The organism is Pseudomonas sp. KNUC1026 (assembly GCF_021650705.1).
Classification (GTDB): Bacteria; Pseudomonadota; Gammaproteobacteria; order Pseudomonadales; family Pseudomonadaceae; genus Aquipseudomonas.
This window is the reverse complement of the sequence record NZ_CP087138.1, coordinates 1,032,658-1,052,235: the sequence shown is the minus strand read 5'-3', so window position 1 is coordinate 1,052,235 and position 19,578 is coordinate 1,032,658. Positions and strand designations below refer to the sequence as shown.

The 19,578-nt window shown below is 65.9% G+C and carries 13 protein-coding genes, 6 pseudogenes and 1 riboswitch; of the genes and pseudogenes, 7 read left to right on the top strand and 12 right to left on the bottom strand.

Features of this window, described 5'->3' with window-relative positions; all coding sequences use genetic code 11:
- Nucleotides 1–89: 89 nt before the first annotated feature.
- Nucleotides 90–869 (top strand): annotated as a pseudogene (locus LN139_RS25420) (PAS domain-containing protein); the annotation flags it as partial.
- 108 nt (nucleotides 870–977) lie between these two features.
- On the top strand, nucleotides 978–1,409 hold the full coding sequence (locus LN139_RS25415) for a methyl-accepting chemotaxis protein (RefSeq protein WP_442964411.1): 432 nt from the start codon (nucleotides 978–980) through the stop codon (nucleotides 1,407–1,409).
- Between the two features lie 123 nt (nucleotides 1,410–1,532).
- On the opposite strand, the gene LN139_RS04630 is transcribed toward LN139_RS25415, so the two are convergent.
- On the bottom strand, nucleotides 1,533–2,165 hold the full coding sequence (locus LN139_RS04630) for a LysE family translocator (protein ID WP_236358978.1): 633 nt from the start codon (nucleotides 2,163–2,165) through the stop codon (nucleotides 1,533–1,535).
- Between the two features lie 183 nt (nucleotides 2,166–2,348).
- On the opposite strand from LN139_RS04630, the pseudogene LN139_RS04625 reads away from it, so the two are divergent.
- The 4 genes and pseudogenes from LN139_RS04625 (at nucleotide 2,349) to LN139_RS04610 (ending at nucleotide 8,572) form a co-directional block, all read left to right on the top strand.
- A pseudogene (locus LN139_RS04625) lies at nucleotides 2,349–5,833 on the top strand (hybrid sensor histidine kinase/response regulator).
- Between the two features lie 128 nt (nucleotides 5,834–5,961).
- Nucleotides 5,962–6,114: a hypothetical protein gene (locus LN139_RS04620; protein ID WP_236358977.1), complete on the top strand. Its 153-nt coding sequence runs from the start codon at nucleotides 5,962–5,964 to the stop codon at nucleotides 6,112–6,114.
- A gap of 539 nt (nucleotides 6,115–6,653) precedes the next feature.
- On the top strand, nucleotides 6,654–6,878 hold the full coding sequence (locus LN139_RS04615; RefSeq protein ID WP_236358976.1) for a hypothetical protein: 225 nt from the start codon (nucleotides 6,654–6,656) through the stop codon (nucleotides 6,876–6,878).
- Nucleotides 6,879–7,326: 448 nt separating this feature from the next.
- A pseudogene (locus tag LN139_RS04610) lies at nucleotides 7,327–8,572 on the top strand (OmpP1/FadL family transporter).
- Nucleotides 8,573–8,626: 54 nt separating this feature from the next.
- Here the strand turns inward: LN139_RS04610 and LN139_RS04605 are convergent.
- From LN139_RS04605 to cobO, 10 genes and pseudogenes are all read right to left on the bottom strand, one after another.
- The gene (locus LN139_RS04605; RefSeq protein ID WP_236358975.1) at nucleotides 8,627–9,346 is read right to left on the bottom strand and encodes an adenosylcobinamide-GDP ribazoletransferase; all 720 of its coding nucleotides are present in this window, start codon (nucleotides 9,344–9,346) and stop codon (nucleotides 8,627–8,629) included.
- Nucleotides 9,331–9,906 carry a histidine phosphatase family protein gene (locus LN139_RS04600; RefSeq protein WP_236358974.1) on the bottom strand — a complete coding sequence of 192 codons (576 nt, stop codon included), beginning with the start codon at nucleotides 9,904–9,906 and terminating at the stop codon, nucleotides 9,331–9,333. Before LN139_RS04600 ends, LN139_RS04605 begins: the two co-directional genes overlap by 16 nt.
- A pseudogene (gene cobT / locus LN139_RS04595) lies at nucleotides 9,903–10,953 on the bottom strand (nicotinate-nucleotide--dimethylbenzimidazole phosphoribosyltransferase). The gene LN139_RS04600 and the pseudogene cobT overlap by 4 nt, the downstream one beginning before the upstream one ends.
- Nucleotides 10,950–11,468, bottom strand: a complete 519-nt coding sequence (cobU, locus tag LN139_RS04590; RefSeq protein ID WP_236358973.1) for a bifunctional adenosylcobinamide kinase/adenosylcobinamide-phosphate guanylyltransferase — start codon at nucleotides 11,466–11,468, stop codon at nucleotides 10,950–10,952. The pseudogene cobT and the gene cobU overlap by 4 nt, the downstream one beginning before the upstream one ends.
- Nucleotides 11,456–12,925 carry a cobyric acid synthase gene (locus LN139_RS04585; RefSeq protein WP_236358972.1) on the bottom strand — a complete coding sequence of 490 codons (1,470 nt, stop codon included), beginning with the start codon at nucleotides 12,923–12,925 and terminating at the stop codon, nucleotides 11,456–11,458. The genes cobU and LN139_RS04585 overlap by 13 nt, the downstream gene beginning before the upstream one ends.
- Nucleotides 12,913–13,905 carry a threonine-phosphate decarboxylase CobD gene (gene cobD / locus LN139_RS04580; RefSeq protein WP_236358971.1) on the bottom strand — a complete coding sequence of 331 codons (993 nt, stop codon included), beginning with the start codon at nucleotides 13,903–13,905 and terminating at the stop codon, nucleotides 12,913–12,915. The genes LN139_RS04585 and cobD overlap by 13 nt, the downstream gene beginning before the upstream one ends.
- Nucleotides 13,898–14,806: an adenosylcobinamide-phosphate synthase CbiB gene (cbiB, locus tag LN139_RS04575; RefSeq protein WP_236358970.1), complete on the bottom strand. Its 909-nt coding sequence runs from the start codon at nucleotides 14,804–14,806 to the stop codon at nucleotides 13,898–13,900. The genes cobD and cbiB overlap by 8 nt, the downstream gene beginning before the upstream one ends.
- Entirely contained in the window at nucleotides 14,803–15,453 is a 651-nt protein-coding gene (gene bluB, locus LN139_RS04570) for a 5,6-dimethylbenzimidazole synthase (protein WP_236358969.1), read from the bottom strand. The genes cbiB and bluB overlap by 4 nt, the downstream gene beginning before the upstream one ends.
- Nucleotides 15,450–16,769, bottom strand: a pseudogene (locus tag LN139_RS04565) (cobyrinate a,c-diamide synthase). The gene bluB and the pseudogene LN139_RS04565 overlap by 4 nt, the downstream one beginning before the upstream one ends.
- The gene (cobO, locus tag LN139_RS04560) at nucleotides 16,766–17,377 is read right to left on the bottom strand and encodes a cob(I)yrinic acid a,c-diamide adenosyltransferase (RefSeq protein WP_236358968.1); all 612 of its coding nucleotides are present in this window, start codon (nucleotides 17,375–17,377) and stop codon (nucleotides 16,766–16,768) included. The pseudogene LN139_RS04565 and the gene cobO overlap by 4 nt, the downstream one beginning before the upstream one ends.
- Before the next feature lie 114 nt (nucleotides 17,378–17,491).
- Nucleotides 17,492–17,681, bottom strand: a riboswitch (cobalamin riboswitch).
- Nucleotides 17,682–17,783: 102 nt separating this feature from the next.
- Here cobO and LN139_RS04555 point away from each other — a divergent pair.
- Nucleotides 17,784–19,081 (top strand): annotated as a pseudogene (locus LN139_RS04555) (PQQ-dependent sugar dehydrogenase).
- 26 nt (nucleotides 19,082–19,107) lie between these two features.
- Here the strand turns inward: LN139_RS04555 and LN139_RS04550 are convergent.
- Nucleotides 19,108–19,446 (bottom strand): RcnB family protein, encoded by a 339-nt coding sequence (locus LN139_RS04550; protein ID WP_236358967.1) that lies wholly within the window; start codon nucleotides 19,444–19,446, stop codon nucleotides 19,108–19,110.
- Between the last annotated feature and the right edge of the window lie 132 nt (nucleotides 19,447–19,578).

The window sequence follows — 19,578 nt, the reverse complement described above, 5'->3', positions numbered from 1 at the left end:
GAAAAAAATTTTCGGCTCCAATCCTCAAGCACTGGCGCGGCGTGACGATGAAATGATTACTTCCCTTGCACTCGATCAGGTGCCACTCGATGTTCTTCAATAAGCGCTACAAACAGGAATTGGCCGCTCTGCGCGAAGAAGTGGCCAGCATTCGCCAGGTCCGCGAAGGGCTGGATGCCGAGATGATTCACATCCGTCTGGACCCTCAAGGGCACATCGTTACCGTCAACGCCAACTTCGAGAAGGAATTGCACTACCGAAGCCAGGAAGTGGTGGGAAAAGCGCTGGATGATCTTGTCCCAGCGCACGTGAAGAACACTGATTTTCACCAGCGCATTCGCAGCGCAATCAGCCGTGGCGAGCACTTCAGCGGCGCCATGCGCCTGGAGCGCAAGGGCGGCGAAGAAGCCTGGCTGCGCATGATCATGCACCCGGTGCGCGACGCGCAGGGGCACGTCATGAAGTTCTCGCTGTATGGCGCGGACCTGACTCGCACCATCGAAAAATCCCGTGAGCACGAAAGCTTCATCAATGCCCTGCTGCGCTCGACCGCCGTGATCGAATTCGACCTGCAAGGCAATGTGCTGATGGCCAACGACCGCTTCCTCAACGCGATGGGCTACCGTCTGGAGCAGATCAAGGGCCGCCATCACAGCCAGTTCTGCACCCCGCAAGATGCCGCGTCGGCTGAGTACAAGGCGTTCTGGGAGCGCCTGCGGCGTGGCGAGTTCGTCGCCGAACGCTTCAAGCGGGTCGACAGCATGGGCCGCCTGGTGTGGCTCGAAGCCTCCTACAACCCGGTGATCGACGCCAACGACCAGCTGTGCAAAGTGGTCAAGTTCGCCACGGTCATTACCGACCAGGTGAACCAGGAGCAGGCCGTGGCCGAGGCCGCCAACATCGCCTACAGCACCTCGGTGCACACCGACAGCAGTGCCCAGCGCGGTGCGGAGGTAGTGCAGCAAACAGTGTCGGTGATGCGCGAACTGGCGCGGCACATGCAGGAAGCGGCCGAGGGCATCGAGGCGCTCGACCAGCAAAGCCAGGTGATCAGCAACATCATCAAGACCATCAGCGGCATCGCTGAGCAAACCAACCTGCTTGCCCTCAACGCCGCCATCGAAGCAGCACGTGCCGGTGAACAAGGCCGGGGCTTTGCGGTTGTGGCCGACGAAGTGCGCCAGCTCGCCTCGCGCACCACCCAGGCCACCGCCGAGATCGCAGGCGTGGTGCAGCAGAACCAGAAGCTTGCAGGCGACGCGGTGTCGGTGATTGGCACAGGTAAAGCCCAGGCGGAGTCGGGGCTGGAGCTGGCCAGTCAGGCCGGGGTGGTGATCGTCGAGATTCAGGACGGGGCCAAGAAAGTGGTCGGGGCGGTGGAGCAGTTCGCTACGCAGCTCAATAACTGATTGCCGCCCTGAACGTCGCGCGGCAAGCCGCTCTCCCACCCTGTGAACTGCGCTCACTACGGTTTTTTTGGTGGGAGGCCGGCTTGCCGGGCGACGTGCCACGGACGACATGCAAAGCTGCCGTTACCCGACAAACTCCCGATACCCCGAAACGATCACGTACACCGCAAAATAGCTGAAGATCACCGCCGAGACTGCATAACAGCCTCGCAGCAACCCAGCCCCCAGCCAACGCCCGCCTTGCGCCGCCGCCAGGCACAGCCCCGCCGACCACGCCAGCCCTGCGCAGAAAAACCCTGCCAGGAACAGGCCGGTACTCAACGCACCATGCCCACCGGCGCGCGAAATCAGCGCACCGCCCACCGCAGCGAACCATAGAATCGCGCTCGGCGAAGACACCGCCAGGAAAAACCCGCGTACGAACGCACGCAGCCCACCGCTGACCGCCGCCTGCCCTTGTGCCTCAAGGCTGCCGCCGCCGCGCCAGGCGCTGCGCAGCATGTTCACCGCAAACAGCACCAGCAACGCCGAGCCGCCCAGCCAGAGTACCCAACGCACCGCCTCGAAACGCAGCAGCACCGCCATGCCCGCCAAAGCCAGCACTGCGTAGAACAAGTCCCCGAAACAGGTTCCGAGCCCCAGCCAGAACCCCTCAAGCGTGCCGCGCTGCATGGCCAGGGTGATCATCGCGATGTTCGCCACGCCGATATCCAGGCACAACGACAAACTCAGCAAAAAACCGTTGGAGAACTCCACCGCAAACCTCGCCCGCCTGCCAAAACCGCAATTACACCACGCCGCATCGCGCCGAGACACACCGCCACGCAAGGCTTGAGGCCTGGCACATGAAAAAAGCTCGACCAAGGTCGCCGCTGACGAATGCCGCAGCCCGTGCCAGACTGCGCCCTGCCCCACCCCCGAGCTACCCGGAGCCCCCGCATGACGCTGTCCAGCGGCCTGATCGCCGTCGTCGCCCTGGCCTACATGGCCATCATGTTCGCAATTGCCACCTGGGGCGACCGGCGCAGCGCGCCGTTGCCACCGCGTGTGCGCGCCTGGGTGTACAGCCTGTCGCTTGCGGTGTATTGCACCAGCTGGACCTTCTTCGGCGCCGTCGGCCAGGCCGCCGAACAGCTGTGGGCATTCCTGCCGATCTACCTGGGGCCGATCCTGCTGATGCTGTTCGCGCCCTGGGTGCTGCAGAAGATGGTGCTGATCAGCAAGCAGGAGAACATCACCTCCATCGCCGACTTCATCGCCGCGCGCTACGGCAAATCCCAGAGCCTGGCCGTGGTGGTCACGCTGATCTGCCTGGTAGGCGTGCTGCCCTACATCGCCCTTCAGCTCAAGGGCATCGTGCTGGGCGTGAACCTGCTGATCGGCGCCGGTGCCGACGCCACCGGCAGCCGCGTGCAAGACACCGCCATGCTGATCTCCCTGGCCCTGGCGCTGTTCACCATCGTCTTCGGCACGCGCAGCCTGGACGTAACCGAGCACCACCGGGGCATGGTGCTGGCGATCGCTTTCGAGGCGGTAGTGAAGCTGCTGGCGTTTCTGGCGGTAGGCGCCTTCGTGACCTGGAACCTCTACGACGGCTTTGACGACCTGCTCACGCAAGCGAAGCTGGCGCCGCAGTTGCAGGACTACTGGCAGGAAACCGTCAACTGGCCGGCCATGGTGGTGCAGAGCGCGGTGGCGATGATGGCGATCATCTGCCTGCCGCGGCAATTTCACGTGATCGTGGTGGAAAACACCCAGCCTGCCGACCTGCGCCTGGCGCGCTGGATATTCCCGGCCTACCTGGCGCTGGCCGGTCTGTTCGTGATCCCCATCGCCCTGGCCGGGCAGATGCACCTGCCCGGCTCGGTGCTGCCGGACTCGTTCGTGATCAGCCTGCCGCTGGCCGAGGCACATCCGGCGCTAGCGCTGCTGGCCTTTCTCGGCGGCGCTTCGGCGGCCACCGGCATGGTGATCGTGGCCACCGTGGCGCTGTCGACCATGGTCTCCAACGATATCCTGCTGCCCACCCTGCTGCGCCGGCAGAACGCCGAGCGCCCGTTCGAGGCCTTCCGCCACTGGATGCTCACCGTACGGCGGGTAAGCATCGTGGTGATCCTGCTGCTGGCCTACGTGAGCTACCGCCTGCTGGGCTCCACCGCAAGCCTTGCCACCATCGGCCAGATCGCCTTCGCCGCCATCACCCAGCTCACACCCGCGATGCTGGGCGCGCTGTACTGGAAACAGGCCAACCGCCGTGGCGTGTTCGCCGGGCTTGCAGCGGGTATTTTCATCTGGTTCTACACCCTGGTGCTGCCGGTGGCCGCGCACAGCCTGGGCCTGCCGCTGTCGAGCTTTCCGGGCCTGGCGTGGCTGCATGGCAACCCACTGCACCTGCCCATCTCGCCACTCACCCAAGGGGTAGCGCTGTCGTTCGCCGGTAACTTTGCGCTGTTCGTGTGGGTGTCGCTGCTGTCGCGCACGCGGGTGTCGGAGCACTGGCAGGCGGGGCGTTTCGTCGGCCAGGACGCAACGCTGCGCACCAGCGGCCGAGGCTTGCTGGCGGTGCAGCTCGACGACCTGCTGCAACTGGCCAGCCGCTTCGTCGGCCAGGACCGCGCCCGCGCCAGCTTCAACCGCTTCGCCTACCGCCAGGGCAAGGGCTTCAACCCCAACCAGCCGGCCGACCGTGAATGGATCGCCCACACCGAGCGCTTGTTGGCCGGTGTGCTGGGCAGCTCCTCCACACGCGCCGTGGTGCGCGCGGCGATCGAGGGGCGCGAAATGCAGCTCGACGACCTGGTGCGCATCGCCGATGAAACCAGCGAGGTGCTGCAATTCAATCGGGCGCTGCTGCAAGGCGCGATCGAGAACATCAACCAGGGCATCAGCGTGGTCGACCAGAACCTGCAACTGGTGGCCTGGAACCGCCGTTATCTGGAGCTGTTCAACTACCCCGACGGGTTGATTGCGGTGGGCAGGCCGATCGCAGACATCATTCGCTTCAACGCCGAGCGCGGTTTCTGCGGCCCGGGCGAAGCCGAGGTTCATGTGGCGCGGCGCCTGCACTGGATGCGCCAGGGGCGCGCGCACACCTCCGAGCGGGTGTTCCCCAACGGCCAGGTGATCGAGCTGATCGGCAACCCCATGCCCGGTGGCGGCTTTGTCATGAGTTTTACCGACATCACTGCCTTCCGCGAAGCGGAGCGCGCGCTGAAAAACGCCAATGAAAGCCTGGAACTGAGGGTGGCCGAGCGAACCTGTGAGCTCTCTGCGCTCAACGAGGCGCTGAGTGACGCCAAGGCGCGCGCCGAAAGCGCCAGCCGTTCCAAAGGCCGTTTTCTCACCGCCGTGGGCCACGACCTGATGCAGCCGATGAACGCCGCCAGGCTGTTCTGCGCAGCGCTGTTGCACCAGGCCGACCGGCTCGGTGGCGACGCGCGCCAGTTGGTGGAGCATCTGGACAGCGCCCTGCACTCTTCCGAGGAATTGATCAGCGACCTGCTGGACCTGTCGCGGCTGGAAAACGGGCGCATCGTGCCCGAGCCCAGGGTGTTCGCGTTGTCCGAGCTGTTCGATCCGCTGGCGGCCGAATTTGGTGCGCTGGCCCGCGCGCAGGGGATCGACGTGCGCGTCCGTGCAAGCAGCATGCGCGTCGAAAGCGACATCAAGCTGCTGCGTCGGGTGCTGCAGAACTTTCTGACCAATGCCTTGCGCTACGGCAGCAGCCCGATCCTTCTGGGCGCACGCCGCCGCGGCGAGCATCTGGAGCTGCAGGTATGGGATTGCGGCGCCGGCATCGCCGCCGACAAGCTGCAAGTGATCTTCGAAGAATTCCAGCGCCTGGACAGCCACCAGACCCGCGCCGAAAAAGGCCTGGGCCTGGGGCTGGCGATCGCCGACGGGCTGTGCCGGTTGCTCGGCCACCGTTTGCAGGTGCAGTCGTGGCCAGGGCGCGGCAGCCTGTTCAGCGTGCAGGTGCCATTGGCAACCGCACCTGCTTTGCCGGCGCCGGAGGTACCACGCGCAGGCCAACAGTTGGCAGGCTTGCGCGTACTGTGCGTCGACAACGAACACAGTATCCTGGCCGGCATGCAGAGCCTGCTGAGCCGCTGGGGCTGCGAGGTGTTCACCGCTCGCGACCGTGACAGCTGCATCGGCCTGCTCGCGCAAGGCGCACGCCCCCACGTGGTGCTGGTGGACTATCACCTGGACGGCGGTGATACCGGCCCTGAGCTGATGGCCTGGTTGAGGGCTCGCATGGGCTCGCCGCTGCCGGGGTGGTCATCAGTGCCGATGGGCGGCAGGAGACCATCGCACACGTGCACGCCGCCGGCCTTGAATACCTGCCCAAGCCGGTCAAGCCAGCTGCGCTCAGAGCCTTGCTGAGTCATCAGCGCCTGTCAGGTGATCGACCTCGGGCCTGAGGGCTGTCCCGGAGGCCGCTTGTGGAGTTTTCCCAACCAGGGAAACAATTGTTCATAAAGGAAAAACCCGCCAGCGCCCGGCCTAGAAGGGCTGCGCCGCACAATCCACAGAAGCTGTGGATAACCTAGTGGACAACCCGCTGCAATATCTCGCAAAGGCTTATGGGATGGGGCCTGCAGACAAACTGTCGATTTTTTCACCAGCCAAAAAAAGCGTTTTTTTCATTGACTTAAAAAGTCGCAGCAGGCTAGCAAAGCGCTTCGGCGAGGCGTGGCGGTGAATGTGACAATCTGGTGCCGCATGTGCACAACGCCCCAAACGAAGGCAAGAGGCTGCACCACTTTGTTTTACCTTTTTTGTGATCTTTTTCGCATAACCGAGGGCTGGGCGGGTTCTATACGCTGCAAATTACCGCTTTCACTGCTTGCTTTATTTTAGCGGTACCTGTAGGGTTTGCCGCTTGTCAGTACCAGGCTGCACTTCAATCCTGGCCGCGCAAGTCCCCCCTCCAGCTTTTCAAGTATCTGCCGATACCCTCCATAGCTGCCCTGAACGGACCCTCACGGCCCAGCCGGCTTAGCCTTCGATGGCCCAGCCGCCCGGCAGATTGACCAGAACCTTGCCCCGCCGCGCGGACCTGCGCCGGGAGAAGAGCTCGCTTCGTTGTACGGCTTACGGCTCGTTTCGCATTCACACAGGCGTCACAAGCTGCCTCTATTGTTCCAGCAGGTTCTCCGTGCGGCCCAGTGTGGGCTGGCGTGACTGGAACGTTTTGATTTCTCACGGCTCTGATCCGTGACCCAAGCAGGAACACACATAATGAATCACAACGCCCAGGCCTTCGAGGCCATCAACACCCTGACTCACGCATTTGCGCCCCTGAAGTGCCTGATCCTGGCACCGCGCAACGGCAGCTTCAGTTTCACCGTCGTCAACGAGCACGGCGTGGCTTGCCGCAGCGAGCGCGTCTACCCCGATCAATACGCTACTCCCGCGCCGCTGCAGGCCGTGATCGACCGTACCCGCCAGGCTCTTCTGGCCTGATACAGGCGCTGCCACGCAGTCGACAAACGGTGGCAGATCAGCCTTTTATCGCGCTTTATTCACACTACACTTGAAATCGAGCCCGCCCTTTCGGGCTCGACGGCCGGGCCCCGTTCGATCTCACCGCTGCCAGCGCTGGGGCCCGCCGCCTGTTTCAAGGAGGAACGCGCGATGCCACTTCTGCCTCTGCCCTCTGCGGTCGAAGCCGACAAACACCGATACATTTTCTCCACCCTCCCAGCCTGCGAATTCATCCCGGATGAAATTTGTCGGACGCGCCTGCGCTGCGGCTGACCAAACGGTCATTCTCCAACTCTGTTTCCTTCTGTTTCCATGCGGGTTGGATTGTCGGACAAAACCGCTCTAACATCACGGATAGCGCCTATAGCGCAGCCGAAAAAATGTTGGTACTTTGCGTCTCGTTGATCACCATGGAGTCACAACAAAAATGAAAAATAATGTAATGATCAAATCCGGTCTGGGGCTGGCCATCACCCTGGCCTCCTCGCAAATCTTCGCCAGCGGCTTCGCCATCAACGAGCAGACCGTCAGCGGCATGGGCACCAGCTTTGCCGGCCGCTCTTCTGCCGCCGAAGATGCCTCCACTGTCTCTTCCAACCCTGCGGGCATGTCGCGGCTCAAACAGGAGCAGTTCACCGTCGGCGCCGCCGCCATCTATGCCAAAACCGACATCGACGGCCGCAATGCCGCTGCCCAGGGCAGCAACGACGGTGACATGGTTCCGCTGGTCGGCATCCCGATGGGTTATTACGTCAAACCCCTCGACGATCACTGGTCGGTCGGCTTTGGTGTGTACGTGCCGTTCGGCCTGTCCACCGACTATGAAAGTGGCTATGCCGGCCGCTACTTCGCCGACAAGAGCGTCGTGAAGGTGATCACCTTCCAGCCTACCGTCAGCTATGCCTTCAATGATCGCGTCTCCATCGGCTTCGGCCCCACCATCAACCGTATCGAAGGCGAACTCACTTCCCGTGTTCCGGGCGGCCCGTTCGGCGACGGCTCGGTCAAGATCAAGGGCGACGACACCGCTGTGGGCTACAACATCGGCCTGATGGTTCAAGCGACCGACAAGACCCGCCTGGGCCTGACCTACCACTCCAAGGTCAGCTACAACCTGGACGGCCACGTCAAGACCGCAGGAGGCGTGTTCCCGCTGGTCGGCGCCGCCGGCAAATACGATGCCTCCCTGAGCCTCGATACCCCCGAGTCGGTCGACGCCTCCTTCAGCCCACCAGTTCGACGACCACTGGACCCTCTACGGTGGCAGCACCTGGACTCGCTGGAGCCGCCTGCAGTCGATCGACGTGGAGAACGACAACCCGCGCCTGGGCACCGTCAGCGAAGAAGAGAAATGGCACGACACCTGGGCTCACTCCCTGGGCGTCGCCTACAAGGTCAACCAGCAATGGACGCTACGCACCGGCGTGATGCTCGACCAATCGCCGACCAACAACACCGACCGTTCGCCGCGCATTCCGTCGGGTGACCGCCGCATCTTCAGCGTGGGCGCAGGCTACAGCCCAACGCAGAACCTGACCATCGACGTGGCGTACTCCTACCTCAAGGAAGAAGACGTCGACGTGAACCTGGCCAGTGCCACTCGCGGCCGTTACAACGCGACCTACAAGAACACTTCGCACAACGTAGGTACCTCGCTGACCTACCGCTTCTAAACGCAGGCCGGAACAACGAAACCGCCCCTTTGGGCGGTTTCGTGTTTGAGGGCGTCAGCAATACAGCGCAGCCGCCACCAGCACCACGCACTCGAGCAGTTCCAGCATCGCGCCGGCGGTATCCCCCGTGCAGCCGCCAAGCCTGCGCAGCATCAACCCGCGCAAGGCGATGAAGGCAAGCAACCCTGCCAGCAGCACCGCCAGTGGCAGCAACCAAAGGCTCAGCAATGCGACCATTCCCAGCACAGCCCACCCTGCCTCGCGCGGCAAATGCGCAGCCAGTGCCGCGCCAAGGCCCCCTGCGCGTACATACGGTGTTGTGAGGAACAAGCCCAGCAAGGCCGTGCGCCCCAGCACCGGTACCCACCACCACGCAAGGCCCAGGCCAAGCAATGCCAGCAGCGCGGCGAACTTGAGCAACAGCAGCAGCACCAGCACCACCACCGCCATCGGGCCGCTTCGCGGGTCCTTCATGATCGCCAGGGTGCGCTCGCGGTCGCCATAGCCACCGATCCATGCGTCAGCGCTGTCGGCCAGGCCGTCCAGATGCAGCCCGCCACTGAGCGCGACCCACGCAGCCAGAACAAGCGCCGCGTGCATCAGTGGCGGCGCTGCGGCCAGTAAGGCACTCAACACGGCCAGTAGCGCAGCGAACACGCCACCCACCAGCGGATACCAGAGCACCGAGCGGCCCAATGCTTGCGGGCTTGGCATGCCGGGCAAGCGCACTGGCAGGCTGCTGAGGAACTGCAACGCGATCAGGCCGCCGAGCATGTCGTTACCTCGCTCACTTCCCCGTTCTGCCAGATCAACGTGCTGAGCTGGCCATGGGTGACGGCGACCTGTAGCAGCGCATCACGCGGCACGCCCCGCGCTGCCGCCAGCAGCAGGCGCATCACCCCGCCGTGGGTCACCAGTAGCAGATGTTCGCCAGGGTACCGCCGGGCGAGGTCTGCCAAGGCCGCCCACACCCGTTCAGCAAAGGCGGCCACCGGCTCGGCGTTGGGCGGTGTGTGCTCGTACGGCGAGGCCCAGAATCGGCCCAGCGCTTCGCTGTACTGCTCGTGAACTTGCGCCAGGGCCATGCCCTCCCAGTCTCCGAAATGCAGCTCCTGCAGGCGCGGCTCCAGCACCAACGGCGAGCCCAGGGTGGCCGCGAAACCCGCACACCGTTGCAGTGGCGAGCTGACCACGCGGTTCCACGGCCCCTGCCCTTGCACGGCGGCTTGCATCTGCGCCCAGCCCGCTGGGGTGAGAGCGTCGTCCAGGCTGCCGCGCAAGGCGCCGCCCAATTCGGTTTCACCGTGGCGCAGCAGGCTCAGGCGCAGGTTCATGCCGGGCGATCAGCCACGGCGGCTTCGGCGAAGGTCGCCATCTGCCCGTGCAGTGCGCAAGCCAGGCGCAGCAATGGCACCGCCAGTGCAGCACCACTGCCCTCACCCAGGCGCAGGCCCAGCGCCAGCAACGGCTTGGCGTGCAAGGCTTCAAGCACACCGCGATGGCCAGGCTCGGCGCCCTGGTGGCCGAAGAACAGCCATGGCGCAACACCCGCATTGACGCGGCAGGCGATCAAGGCCGCAACGCTGCATATAAAGCCATCGACCAACACCGCCACACCCTGTTGAGCGCAGCCCAGATAGGCGCCCACCAGCGCAGCGATCTCGAAGCCGCCCAGAGCAGCCAGAATATCCAGCGGCCCTTGAGCCTGGCGATGCAACGCCAGCGCACGGCCTATCACCTCGGCCTTGTGGCGCACGCCGCTGGCATCCAGGCCGGTGCCGGGGCCGACCATCAGCGCCGGCTCGCAGCCGAGCAATGCACACGCCAGTGCGCTGGCCGCGGTGGTGTTGCCGATGCCCATCTCACCGGCGACGAACAGTTCCGCGCCCCCTTCACAAGCGCGCATCGCCGCCTCACGCCCCGCCGCCAGTGCCTGCTCCAGCTGAGCCTGCGACATCGCTGGGCCTTGTGTGAAATTGGCAGTGCCGGGGCCAAGGTTGAGGTGGCGCACGCCCGGCAACGAGAGGTTGCTCACCGTGCCCAGGTCGACCACCTCCAGTTGCGCGCCGAGCTGCCGCGCCAACACGCTGATCGCAGCGCCGCCGTTGACGAAGTTGAGCAGCATCTGCCCGGTCACGGCCTGCGGATACGGCGAAACGCCCTCGGCCACCACACCGTGGTCGCCTGCGGAACAACGCGATGAACACCTGCTCGGCCTGCGGCCGCTCGCGCCCCTGCAGGCCGGCCAGGCGCACCGCCGCAGCCTCCAGCTCGCCCAGGGCGCCAGTAGGTTTGGTCAATTGCTGCTGGCGCGCCAAAGCGGCTTCGGTCGCTTGCGAATCGGGAGTTTTGCAGGGTTCAAGCCACCAGGTCTGGCTCATAGGGAAGGCCCTTTCAAGACAAGAGGAAGGCCGGCGACCGTCAGCACCACGCGCTGGCATTGTGCGGCGACGGCTTGGTGCAACAGGCCGGCGCGGTCGACGTAACGCCGCGTCAGCTCGCCCAGGGGGACCACCCCCAGGCCGCTTTCATTACTTACGAAGATCACCTCACCGGGCAAGCCCGGCAACGCGCCGAGCAGCGCCTGGCAATGCTGCTCCAGGCGCGCGTCGTCTTCGAGCAGCAGCAGGTTGGTCAGCCACAGGGTCAGGCAATCCACCAGCAGGCAGTGGTCTGGCCGGGCCAGGCGGCGCAACGTGCCTGCCAGGTCCAGCGGCTCTTCGACCAGCGCCCAATGCGCCGGGCGCCGGGCGCGGTGCAGGCGCACGCGTTCGTCCAGCTCGGCATCCACCGGCTGGCTGGTGGCGATGTAGGTAACCTCGGCCAATGGCAGCGCCAGGCGCTCGGCCAGGGCGCTCTTGCCGGAGCGGGCACCGCCCAGGATCAGTTGCAGCATGCCGCCTCCGCGCCTAGCGCCTTGAGTTGCGTAGTGTTCAGGTGGCGCTCGACAAGGTCGGCCAGGCGCTCGATGTCGCGCTCGCGCAGGGCCTGGTAGTCCACCGGCTGCACCTGTTCGAGCCCAGCCCACTGCAGCAGCGCCTGGCAAGCCTGCTGGCCTTCGAACAGGCCATGCAAGTAAGTGCCCATCACCTGGCCACAAGAGCTGATCGCCCCGTCCTTGCGGCCGTCGTCGAGCAACACTGCCGGCTGTTGCAACGCCGCGCCCCGAGTGACGCCCGCGTGGATTTCATAACCGCTCACCGGCACCTGCCCCTGGCACAAGGTGCCCTGCACATTGCGCAGTTGTTTTTCCGGCTCCAGTTGCGTGCTCAGTACCAGCCAGCCGAGCCCGGCGCTGTCGCCGGCCGGGCCTTCGAGGCCGTGCGGGTCGGCGATGCGCTCACCGAGCATCTGCAAACCGCCGCAAATGCCCAACAGCTTGCCGCCGAAACGCAGGTGGCGCGCAATGGCCGCCTCCCAGCCACCGGCGCGCAGGCGTTCGAGGTCACTGCGTACGCTCTTGGAGCCGGGCAGGATGATCAGGTCGGCAGGCGGGATCGGCTCGCCGGGCCCGATGAATTGCAGGTCGACCTGCGGGTGCAGGCGCAACGGGTCGAAGTCGGTGTGGTTGCTGATGCGTGGCAGCACCGGGACGATCACCTTGAGCACGTGCTCGGCCTTGCTCAGGCTCTGCCGACGGTCAAGGCCGTCTTCGGCCTCCAGGTGCAGATCGGCCAGGTACGGCAGCACGCCCAGTACCGGCTTGCCGGTGTGCGCCTCAAGCCAGTCCAGGCCCGGCTGCAACATCGCCAGGTCGCCCCGGAAGCAGTTGATGACGAAGCCTTTGACCCGTGCCTGTTCGCTGGCCGAGAGCAATGCCAAGGTGCCGACCAGGTGGGCGAACACCCCGCCACGGTGGATGTCGGCCACCAGGATCACCGGGCAATCCACCGCCTCGGCGAAACCCATGTTGGCGATGTCGCCCTCGCGCAGGTTGATTTCGGCCGGCGAACCGGCGCCCTCCACCAGCACCAGGTCATAGCGTTCGCGCAGGCGCTGGTGCGAGGCCAGCACCGCCTGCATCGCGGTGGCCTTGTAGCCGTGGTAGGCGCTGGCGTTCATGTTGCCGACCGCCTTGCCGTGGATGATCACCTGCGCGCCGGTTTCGCTGTTGGGTTTTAGCAGTACCGGGTTCATGTCGGTGTGCGGCGCCAGCCCGCAGGCCTGGGCCTGCACCGCCTGGGCGCGGCCGATCTCGCCACCTTCGGCAGTCACCGCGCTGTTGAGCGCCATGTTCTGCGGCTTGAACGGTACGACGCTCAGCCCCTGGCGTCGGTACCAGCGGCACAACGCGCTCACCAGGGTGCTTTTACCGGCATCGGAGGTGGTGCCTTGCACCATCAGGGTTGGCATGTGCTGAAAGCCTCCAGGGCATCGGCCAGGCGCTCGAAGCCGGCATCATCCGGCGGCAGGCCCAGGCGCAGGCTGCTGTTGTGAACGAACAGGCGCAGCAGGATGCCGCGCGCGCCCATGTGCTCGTGAAGCGCCAGCGCATGGGCAGTACAAAACCATTGGAACAGCGCGCAACCGCCTTGCGGCGCGTACCCGTGGGCCGCCAGCAAAGCCGCCAGGCGCTGGCTGGCAGCGAGGCTGCGCTCCACCTGAGCACGTTGCGCCGCTACATCCAGCAGGCAGGCGCGGCCGACCTCGCGGGTGGGGCCAGGCACCGCCCAGGGACCGATCTGCTCGGCCAGCAGCCGCAACAGCCGCCCTTCTCCGAGCACGAAGCCCAGGCGCACACCGGCCAGGCCGAAGAATTTGCCGAACGAGCGCAGCACCACCAGCCCTGGCCTCTCGGCGTGCAGCGCCAGCGACAGTTCCGGGGTGGTGTCCATGAAGGCCTCGTCCACCACCAGCCAGCCGCCGCGCTGGCTGAGCCGCGCGTGCCACTGCAACAGCTCGTTGGCGCTAAGCATGCGCCCGGTCGGGTTGTTGGGGTTCACCACCACCAGCACATCGACGCTGTCGAGAAAGTAGTCCACCTCGGCGTCGGCGATTTCCCGCACCACATGCCCGCCGCGGCGCCAGGCCTCGGCGTGCTCGGCGTAACAGGGCGAGAGCACCGCCACCTTGCCCGGCCGGCGCAGCCGAGGCAGCGCTTGAATGGCCGCTTGCGAGCCGGGCACCGCCAGCAACTGGCTGGCGTTGTAGTACTGGCGCGCGGCAGCCTCCAGGCCGTCGTCGGTTTCCGGCAGCCGCGCCCAGGCCTTGAGCGGAATCTCCGGCACCTGGAACGGCCAGGGCGCAAGGCCCGTGGAAAGGTCGAGCCACTGCGCAAGCGGCACACCGAAGCGCTCGGCAGCAGCCTTGAGCTTGCCGCCGTGTTCAAGCATCGAGCAGCGCTCCCAGAGCAATAATCAGCAGCCATAACCACACCCCGCGCTGCACCAGCTGCCAGCCGCGCTCGATGGACGATGCATCGGCCGGCGGGCCTTCACCCAGTTGCGCGCGGGTATGCACCTCGCCGTGGTAGGTCGCAGCGCCGCCCAGCTCCACGCCCAGCGCGCCGGCCCCGGCGGCCATCACCGGGCCTGCGTTGGGGCTGTCCCACTGCGGCGCCTGGCGCTGCCAGCAGCGCAGGGCCAGGGCGGTGCGGCCCAGCAGCGCGTAGGTCAGTGCCACCAGCCGTGCTGGCACGTAGTTGAGCACGTCGTCGATGCGCGCTGCGGCCCAGCCGAAGCGCTCGAAGCGTTCGTTGCGGTAGCCCCACATGGCATCGAGGGTGTTGCTCAGGCGGTACAGCACCACCCCCGGCACGCCGGCCACAACGAACCAGAACAACGCGGCGAAGATCGCGTCGCTGCCGTTCTCCAGCACCGATTCGGTGGCCGCGCGAGCGACGCCGGTTTCGTCGAGCTCCTCGGTATGGCGGCTGACCAGGTAGCTCACACGCTGCCGCGCCTGTGGCAGGTCACCGGCCTGCAGTGCTCGCGCCACCGGCATCACGTGCTCGCCCAGGCTGCGCATGCCGATGGCCAGGTACAGCGCCAGCACCTGCACCAACGTGCCGACCAGCGGCAGCCACGCCAGCGCGGTGAACAGCAGGGTCAACGGCACCACCGCCACCAGCCAGGCCGTGACCCCATGGCTGCGCCAGCCGCGGCCACCGGCATTGAAGCGCTGCTCCAGGCGTTGTGCCAGGCGGCCAAAGCCCACCAGCGGGTGCCAGCGTTTCGGTTCACCGAGCAAGGCGTCCAACGCCACGGCGCAAAAACACATCAACGCCAGGCTCATGGCGCAGTGCCCCAGCGGTTTTCGAAGATCATCTGCTCCAACGGTTTTTCCTCTGCCCACTCTTCAAGCACCAGCATCGGTGCCGGGTAGAACGCTTCCACCGGCCCCAGGCACAGCACGGCCAACGGCTTTGCGCCCTCGGGCATGGCCAGCAGTTCGGCCAGCGCGGCGGGGTCGAACAGCGATACCCAGCCCATGCCCAGGCCCTCGGCGCGGGCGGCCAGCCACAGGTTCTGGATGGCACAGGCCAGCGACGCCAGGTCCATCTCCGGCAAGGTGCGGCGGCCGAAGATGTGCGCTTCGCGGCCGTCCATCAGCGCCGCCACCCATAGCTCGGCGCAGTCGAGCACGCCCTCGACCTTCAGGTGCATGAACTGGTCGCTGCGCTCGTTCAACGCCTCTGCAGTGCTCAGCCGCTCCTGCTCGACCAGGTCGCGGATGCCCTGGCGCAACGCAGGCTCGGTGATACGAATGAAGCGCCAGGGCTGCATCAGGCCCACGCTCGGGGCCTGGTGCGCCGCCTTGAGCAGGCGTGCCATCACCTGCGGCTCTACCTGGCCGCCGATGAAGTGGCGCATGTCGCGGCGCTCGGCGATGGCGCGGTACAGCGCCAGGCGTTCGGCTTCGCTGAAAGCGTGCTCGCTCATGCCGCGCGCACCTCGCCTGGCGCTGCACTGAACAGCCGGGCGACCGCGCCAGGGTTGGAAGGGAAATAGAAATGCACGTAGGAGGCCGTGAGCCGGCCCAGCCGGTACACGGCCTCGGCCCCACGCCCGCCGTTGGGGCTGGTGCCGCGTGCCAGTGGCGTAAGCGGGGTATCGGTGAGCGAATGGTGGAAGGTGTGCCCGCGCAGCTCGCCTTCAGGCAATTGCACCTGTTGCAACGCCAACGCGGCAAGCTTGGGCTGCATCTGCGCATGCCCCGGTAGCAGGCCGGCAAGCGCGGCGCGCTGCCCGTGTACGTCGGTGAGGCTTTCGAGCAGGTAGAGCATGCCGCCGCATTCGGCCAGCAGCGGCTTGCCGGCTGCGTGATGCGCGGCCACTGCGCCAGCATCGCCTGGTTGGCTGCCAGCGCCTGGTGGTGCAACTCGGGGTAGCCGCCGGGCAGGTAGAGGCTGTCGCAGGCCGGCAGCGCCTGATCGTGCAGCGGCGAAAAGAAGCACAGCTCGGCGCCCATGGCTTGCAGCAGCGCCAGGTTGGCCGGGTAGAGAAGGGCAAACGCCTCGTCACGGGCCACGGCGATACGCTGGCCGGCCAGGGCTGGCTCTATGGTGCTCGCTGCCCGGCGCTTCGAAACGCACCGGTGGCGGCAAGGGGTGGTCGCAGGAGCCAGCCAGCGCCTGGGCGGCGGCGTCGAGCAGGGTGTCCAGATGCGCCAGCTCATCGGCCTGCACCAGCCCCAGATGGCGGCTGGGCAGCTCGATGGCGCTGTCGCGCGGCAGGCCGCCGTACCAGCGCAGGCCTTCGGGCAAGCTGCCCTCCAGCAACTGCGCGTGGCGCGCGCTGCCGACGCGGTTGGCCAGCACGCCGGCGAACGGCAGCTCACGCTGGTAGCTGGCCAGGCCCAGCGCCAATGCGCCGAAGGTTTGCGCCATGGCCTTGCCGTCGATCACCGCCAGCACCGGCACGCCGAAAGCGCGGGCCAGGTCGGCGCTCGAAGGCGTGCCGTCGAACAGCCCCATCACCCCTTCGATCAGGATGATGTCGGCATCCCCGGCCGCTTCCCACAACAGGCGCTGGCTGTGCGCGTGGCCGATCATCCAGAGGTCGAGCTGATACACCGGCGCGCCGCTGGCGCGCTGCAGGATCATCGGGTCGAGGAAGTCGGGCCCGCACTTGAACACCCGCACGCGCCGGCCCTGCTGGCGATGCAAGCGTGCAAGGGCTGCGGTAACGGTGGTTTTGCCCTGGCCGGACGCCGGAGCTGCGACCAGCACCGCTGGGCAATGGCGCGGCTCGCTCACAGCTCCACGCCCTTCTGCGCGCGAATGCCGGCGGCAAACGCGTGCTTGACCATGCCCATTTCGGTCACAGTGTCGGCCAGCTCAACCAGCTCGGGCTTGGCGCCCCGGCCGGTGACCACCACGTGCTGCATCGCCGGGCGGGCTTGCAGGTCTTCCAGCACCTGGTCGAGTTCCAGGTAGCCGTGTTCGAGGGCGATGTTGAGCTCGTCGAGCACCACCAGGCCGATGGCCGGGTCGGCCAGTAGCTCGCGGGCCTTGATCCACGCGGCCTGGGCGGCGGCGATGTCACGCTGGCGGTCCTGGGTTTCCCAGGTGAAGCCCTCACCCATCACGTGGTAGCTCACCTCATCGGGGAAGCGGCGGAAGAACAGCTCCTCGCCGGTGCTGTTGCGGCCCTTGATGAACTGCACCACACCACAGCGCATACCGTGGCCCAGGGCGCGGGCGAGCATGCCGAAAGCAGAGCTGCTCTTGCCCTTGCCGTTGCCGCCGAGCACCAGCAGCACGCCGCAGTCGCCACCGGCGTTGGCGATGCGTTCATCGATCACGGCTTTTTTACGCAGCATGCGCGCCTGGTGGCGCAGGTCTCGGTCGTCGGGCTGGGGCATCACGGCTCTCCACGGCACCGGCGGGGCAAGCAACGACGCGCCAGCCCCGGCAGCCGGTTGAAAAGGCTGCAAAGGCTGGCGCCAGTCGATCCGCTCGCACCCGCGCGGTCAGGGCTCAAAGGGTGTGATCAGGCCGGTCTCCGGGCTCATGAGCAGGGCCTGGCCCACGCCCCGCGCGCCTTCCCGGTCACCCAGTGGCGGTTGCGCGTGGCTGTCTCATCTACCGTTGCGGGGGCAGCGCCGGCATCGGACCGGCTTCCCTGTTTCACCCGGCCAAGCGGGCACCTGAAACGAACCGCGAAGGTTAGAGGCTGGCACCGGGTGCGTCAATCGACTGAACCCACCGCCCGGCCGAGGCCTCTGAATATTTCAACCCTGAACGATTCGCCGCACAAGGACAGCCGCCATGCGAAGCACCCCGCTTGCACTTTCACTGCTCATCGCCAGCGCCGCCCAGGCCGCGCCCTCCATGCCAGTGGGCTTCGGCCCCGACCCGCAGCTGCCGAAACCCGAGAGCTCGCTGATCCCCACCATGAACATCGCCCCGGCCAAAGGCTGGCCCGCCGGCGCCAAGCCCACCGCCGCACCGGGCACCCAGGTCAAGGCCTTCGCCGAAAACCTCGACCACCCGCGCTGGATCTACGTGCTGCCTAACGGCGACGTGCTGGTGGCCGAAACCAACTCCCCGCCCAAACCCGAAGACAACAAAGGCATCAAGGGCTTCGTGACCGAGAAGGTGATGAGCCGCGCCGGCGCCACGGTGCCCAGCCCCAACCGCATCACCCTGCTGCGTGACCGCGACGGCGACGGCGTTGCCGAAACCCGCACCGTGTTCCTCAAGGACCTGAACTCGCCGTTCGGCATGGCGCTGGTGGGCAATGACTTCTATGTGGCCGACACCGATGCACTGCTGCGCTTCAAGTACACCGAAGGCGCTGAATCGATCCAGGGCAAAGGCGAGAAGGTCACCGACCTGCCCGGCGGCCCGATCAACCACCACTGGACCAAGAACGTCATCGCCAGCCCCGATGGCAAGAAGCTCTACGTGACCACCGGCTCCAACAGCAACGTGGGCGACAACGGCCTGCCCGCCGAGGAAGGCCGTGCCGCCATCTGGGAAGTGGACGCGGCCACGGGCCAGCACCGCATTTCGCCTCGGGCCTGCGCAACCCCAACGGCCTGGCCTGGAACCCGCAGAGCAAACAGCTGTGGACCGCAGTGAACGAGCGTGACGAGCTGGGCAACGACCTGGTACCGGACTACATCACCTCGGTCAAGGACGGCGCCTTCTACGGCTGGCCCTTCAGCTACTGGGGCAAGCACGTGGACACTCGCGTCAAACCGGCCAACCCGGACATGGTCGCCAAGGCCATTGCCCCGGATTACGCCGTCGGTGCGCACACCGCGTCACTGGGCCTGATGTTCGCCGACAGCAATGCCCTGCCCGCACCGTTCGACAACGGCGCGATCATCGGCCAGCACGGCTCCTGGAACCGCAAGCCGCACAGTGGCTACAAGGTGCTGTTCGTACCGTTCAAGGATGGCAAGCCGAACGGCGCGCCGGTAGACCTGTTGACTGGCTTCCTGTCCAAGGAAGAGAACGCCTATGGCCGCCCCGTGGGCGTGGCCAGTGACCACAAAGGTGGCGTGCTGGTGGCCGATGACGTGGGGAACAAGATCTGGAGAATCAGCGCCGCGCGGTAACCCGCGCGACACCGAAGGTTGCGTGATCAGCTTTTTGGCAGCGGTTTGCCATGGCTGTCACGCAACTGGAGGATGGTTGCGTTTTCGCGGTTGATTTCCAGGTAGTGATTACCTGATTTCACCCACTGGGCATTTTCCTGAGGGGCTGGCAGGTTCAGTTGCTTCCAGTTCTTGACGGCCACTTCGTCACGAGAGTTTACGTCTGGGGCTTTGTCGCCTTCGCCGTAGCACTTCTGGTGGTCCAGGAACGTGATCGACACCTGATCGGACTTGCACTCCGAAGCCGGTTCGTTGGTCGCCCAGGCGGCGGGCAAGGCTGCGCCGAACAGGCTTCCAGCCACGAGCGCGAGCAGAGTCTTTTTCATCATTGGGCCTCCTTGGGCCAGCCGGGGGCCAACCTCAGGCCCCTACCTGACTACTGAGCGCAACAGCGGGTGCAAAGTGTGAAGCGGCCGACGAACGGTCATGCCTGGCGCGCCGCTTTCAACGGTTGAAGC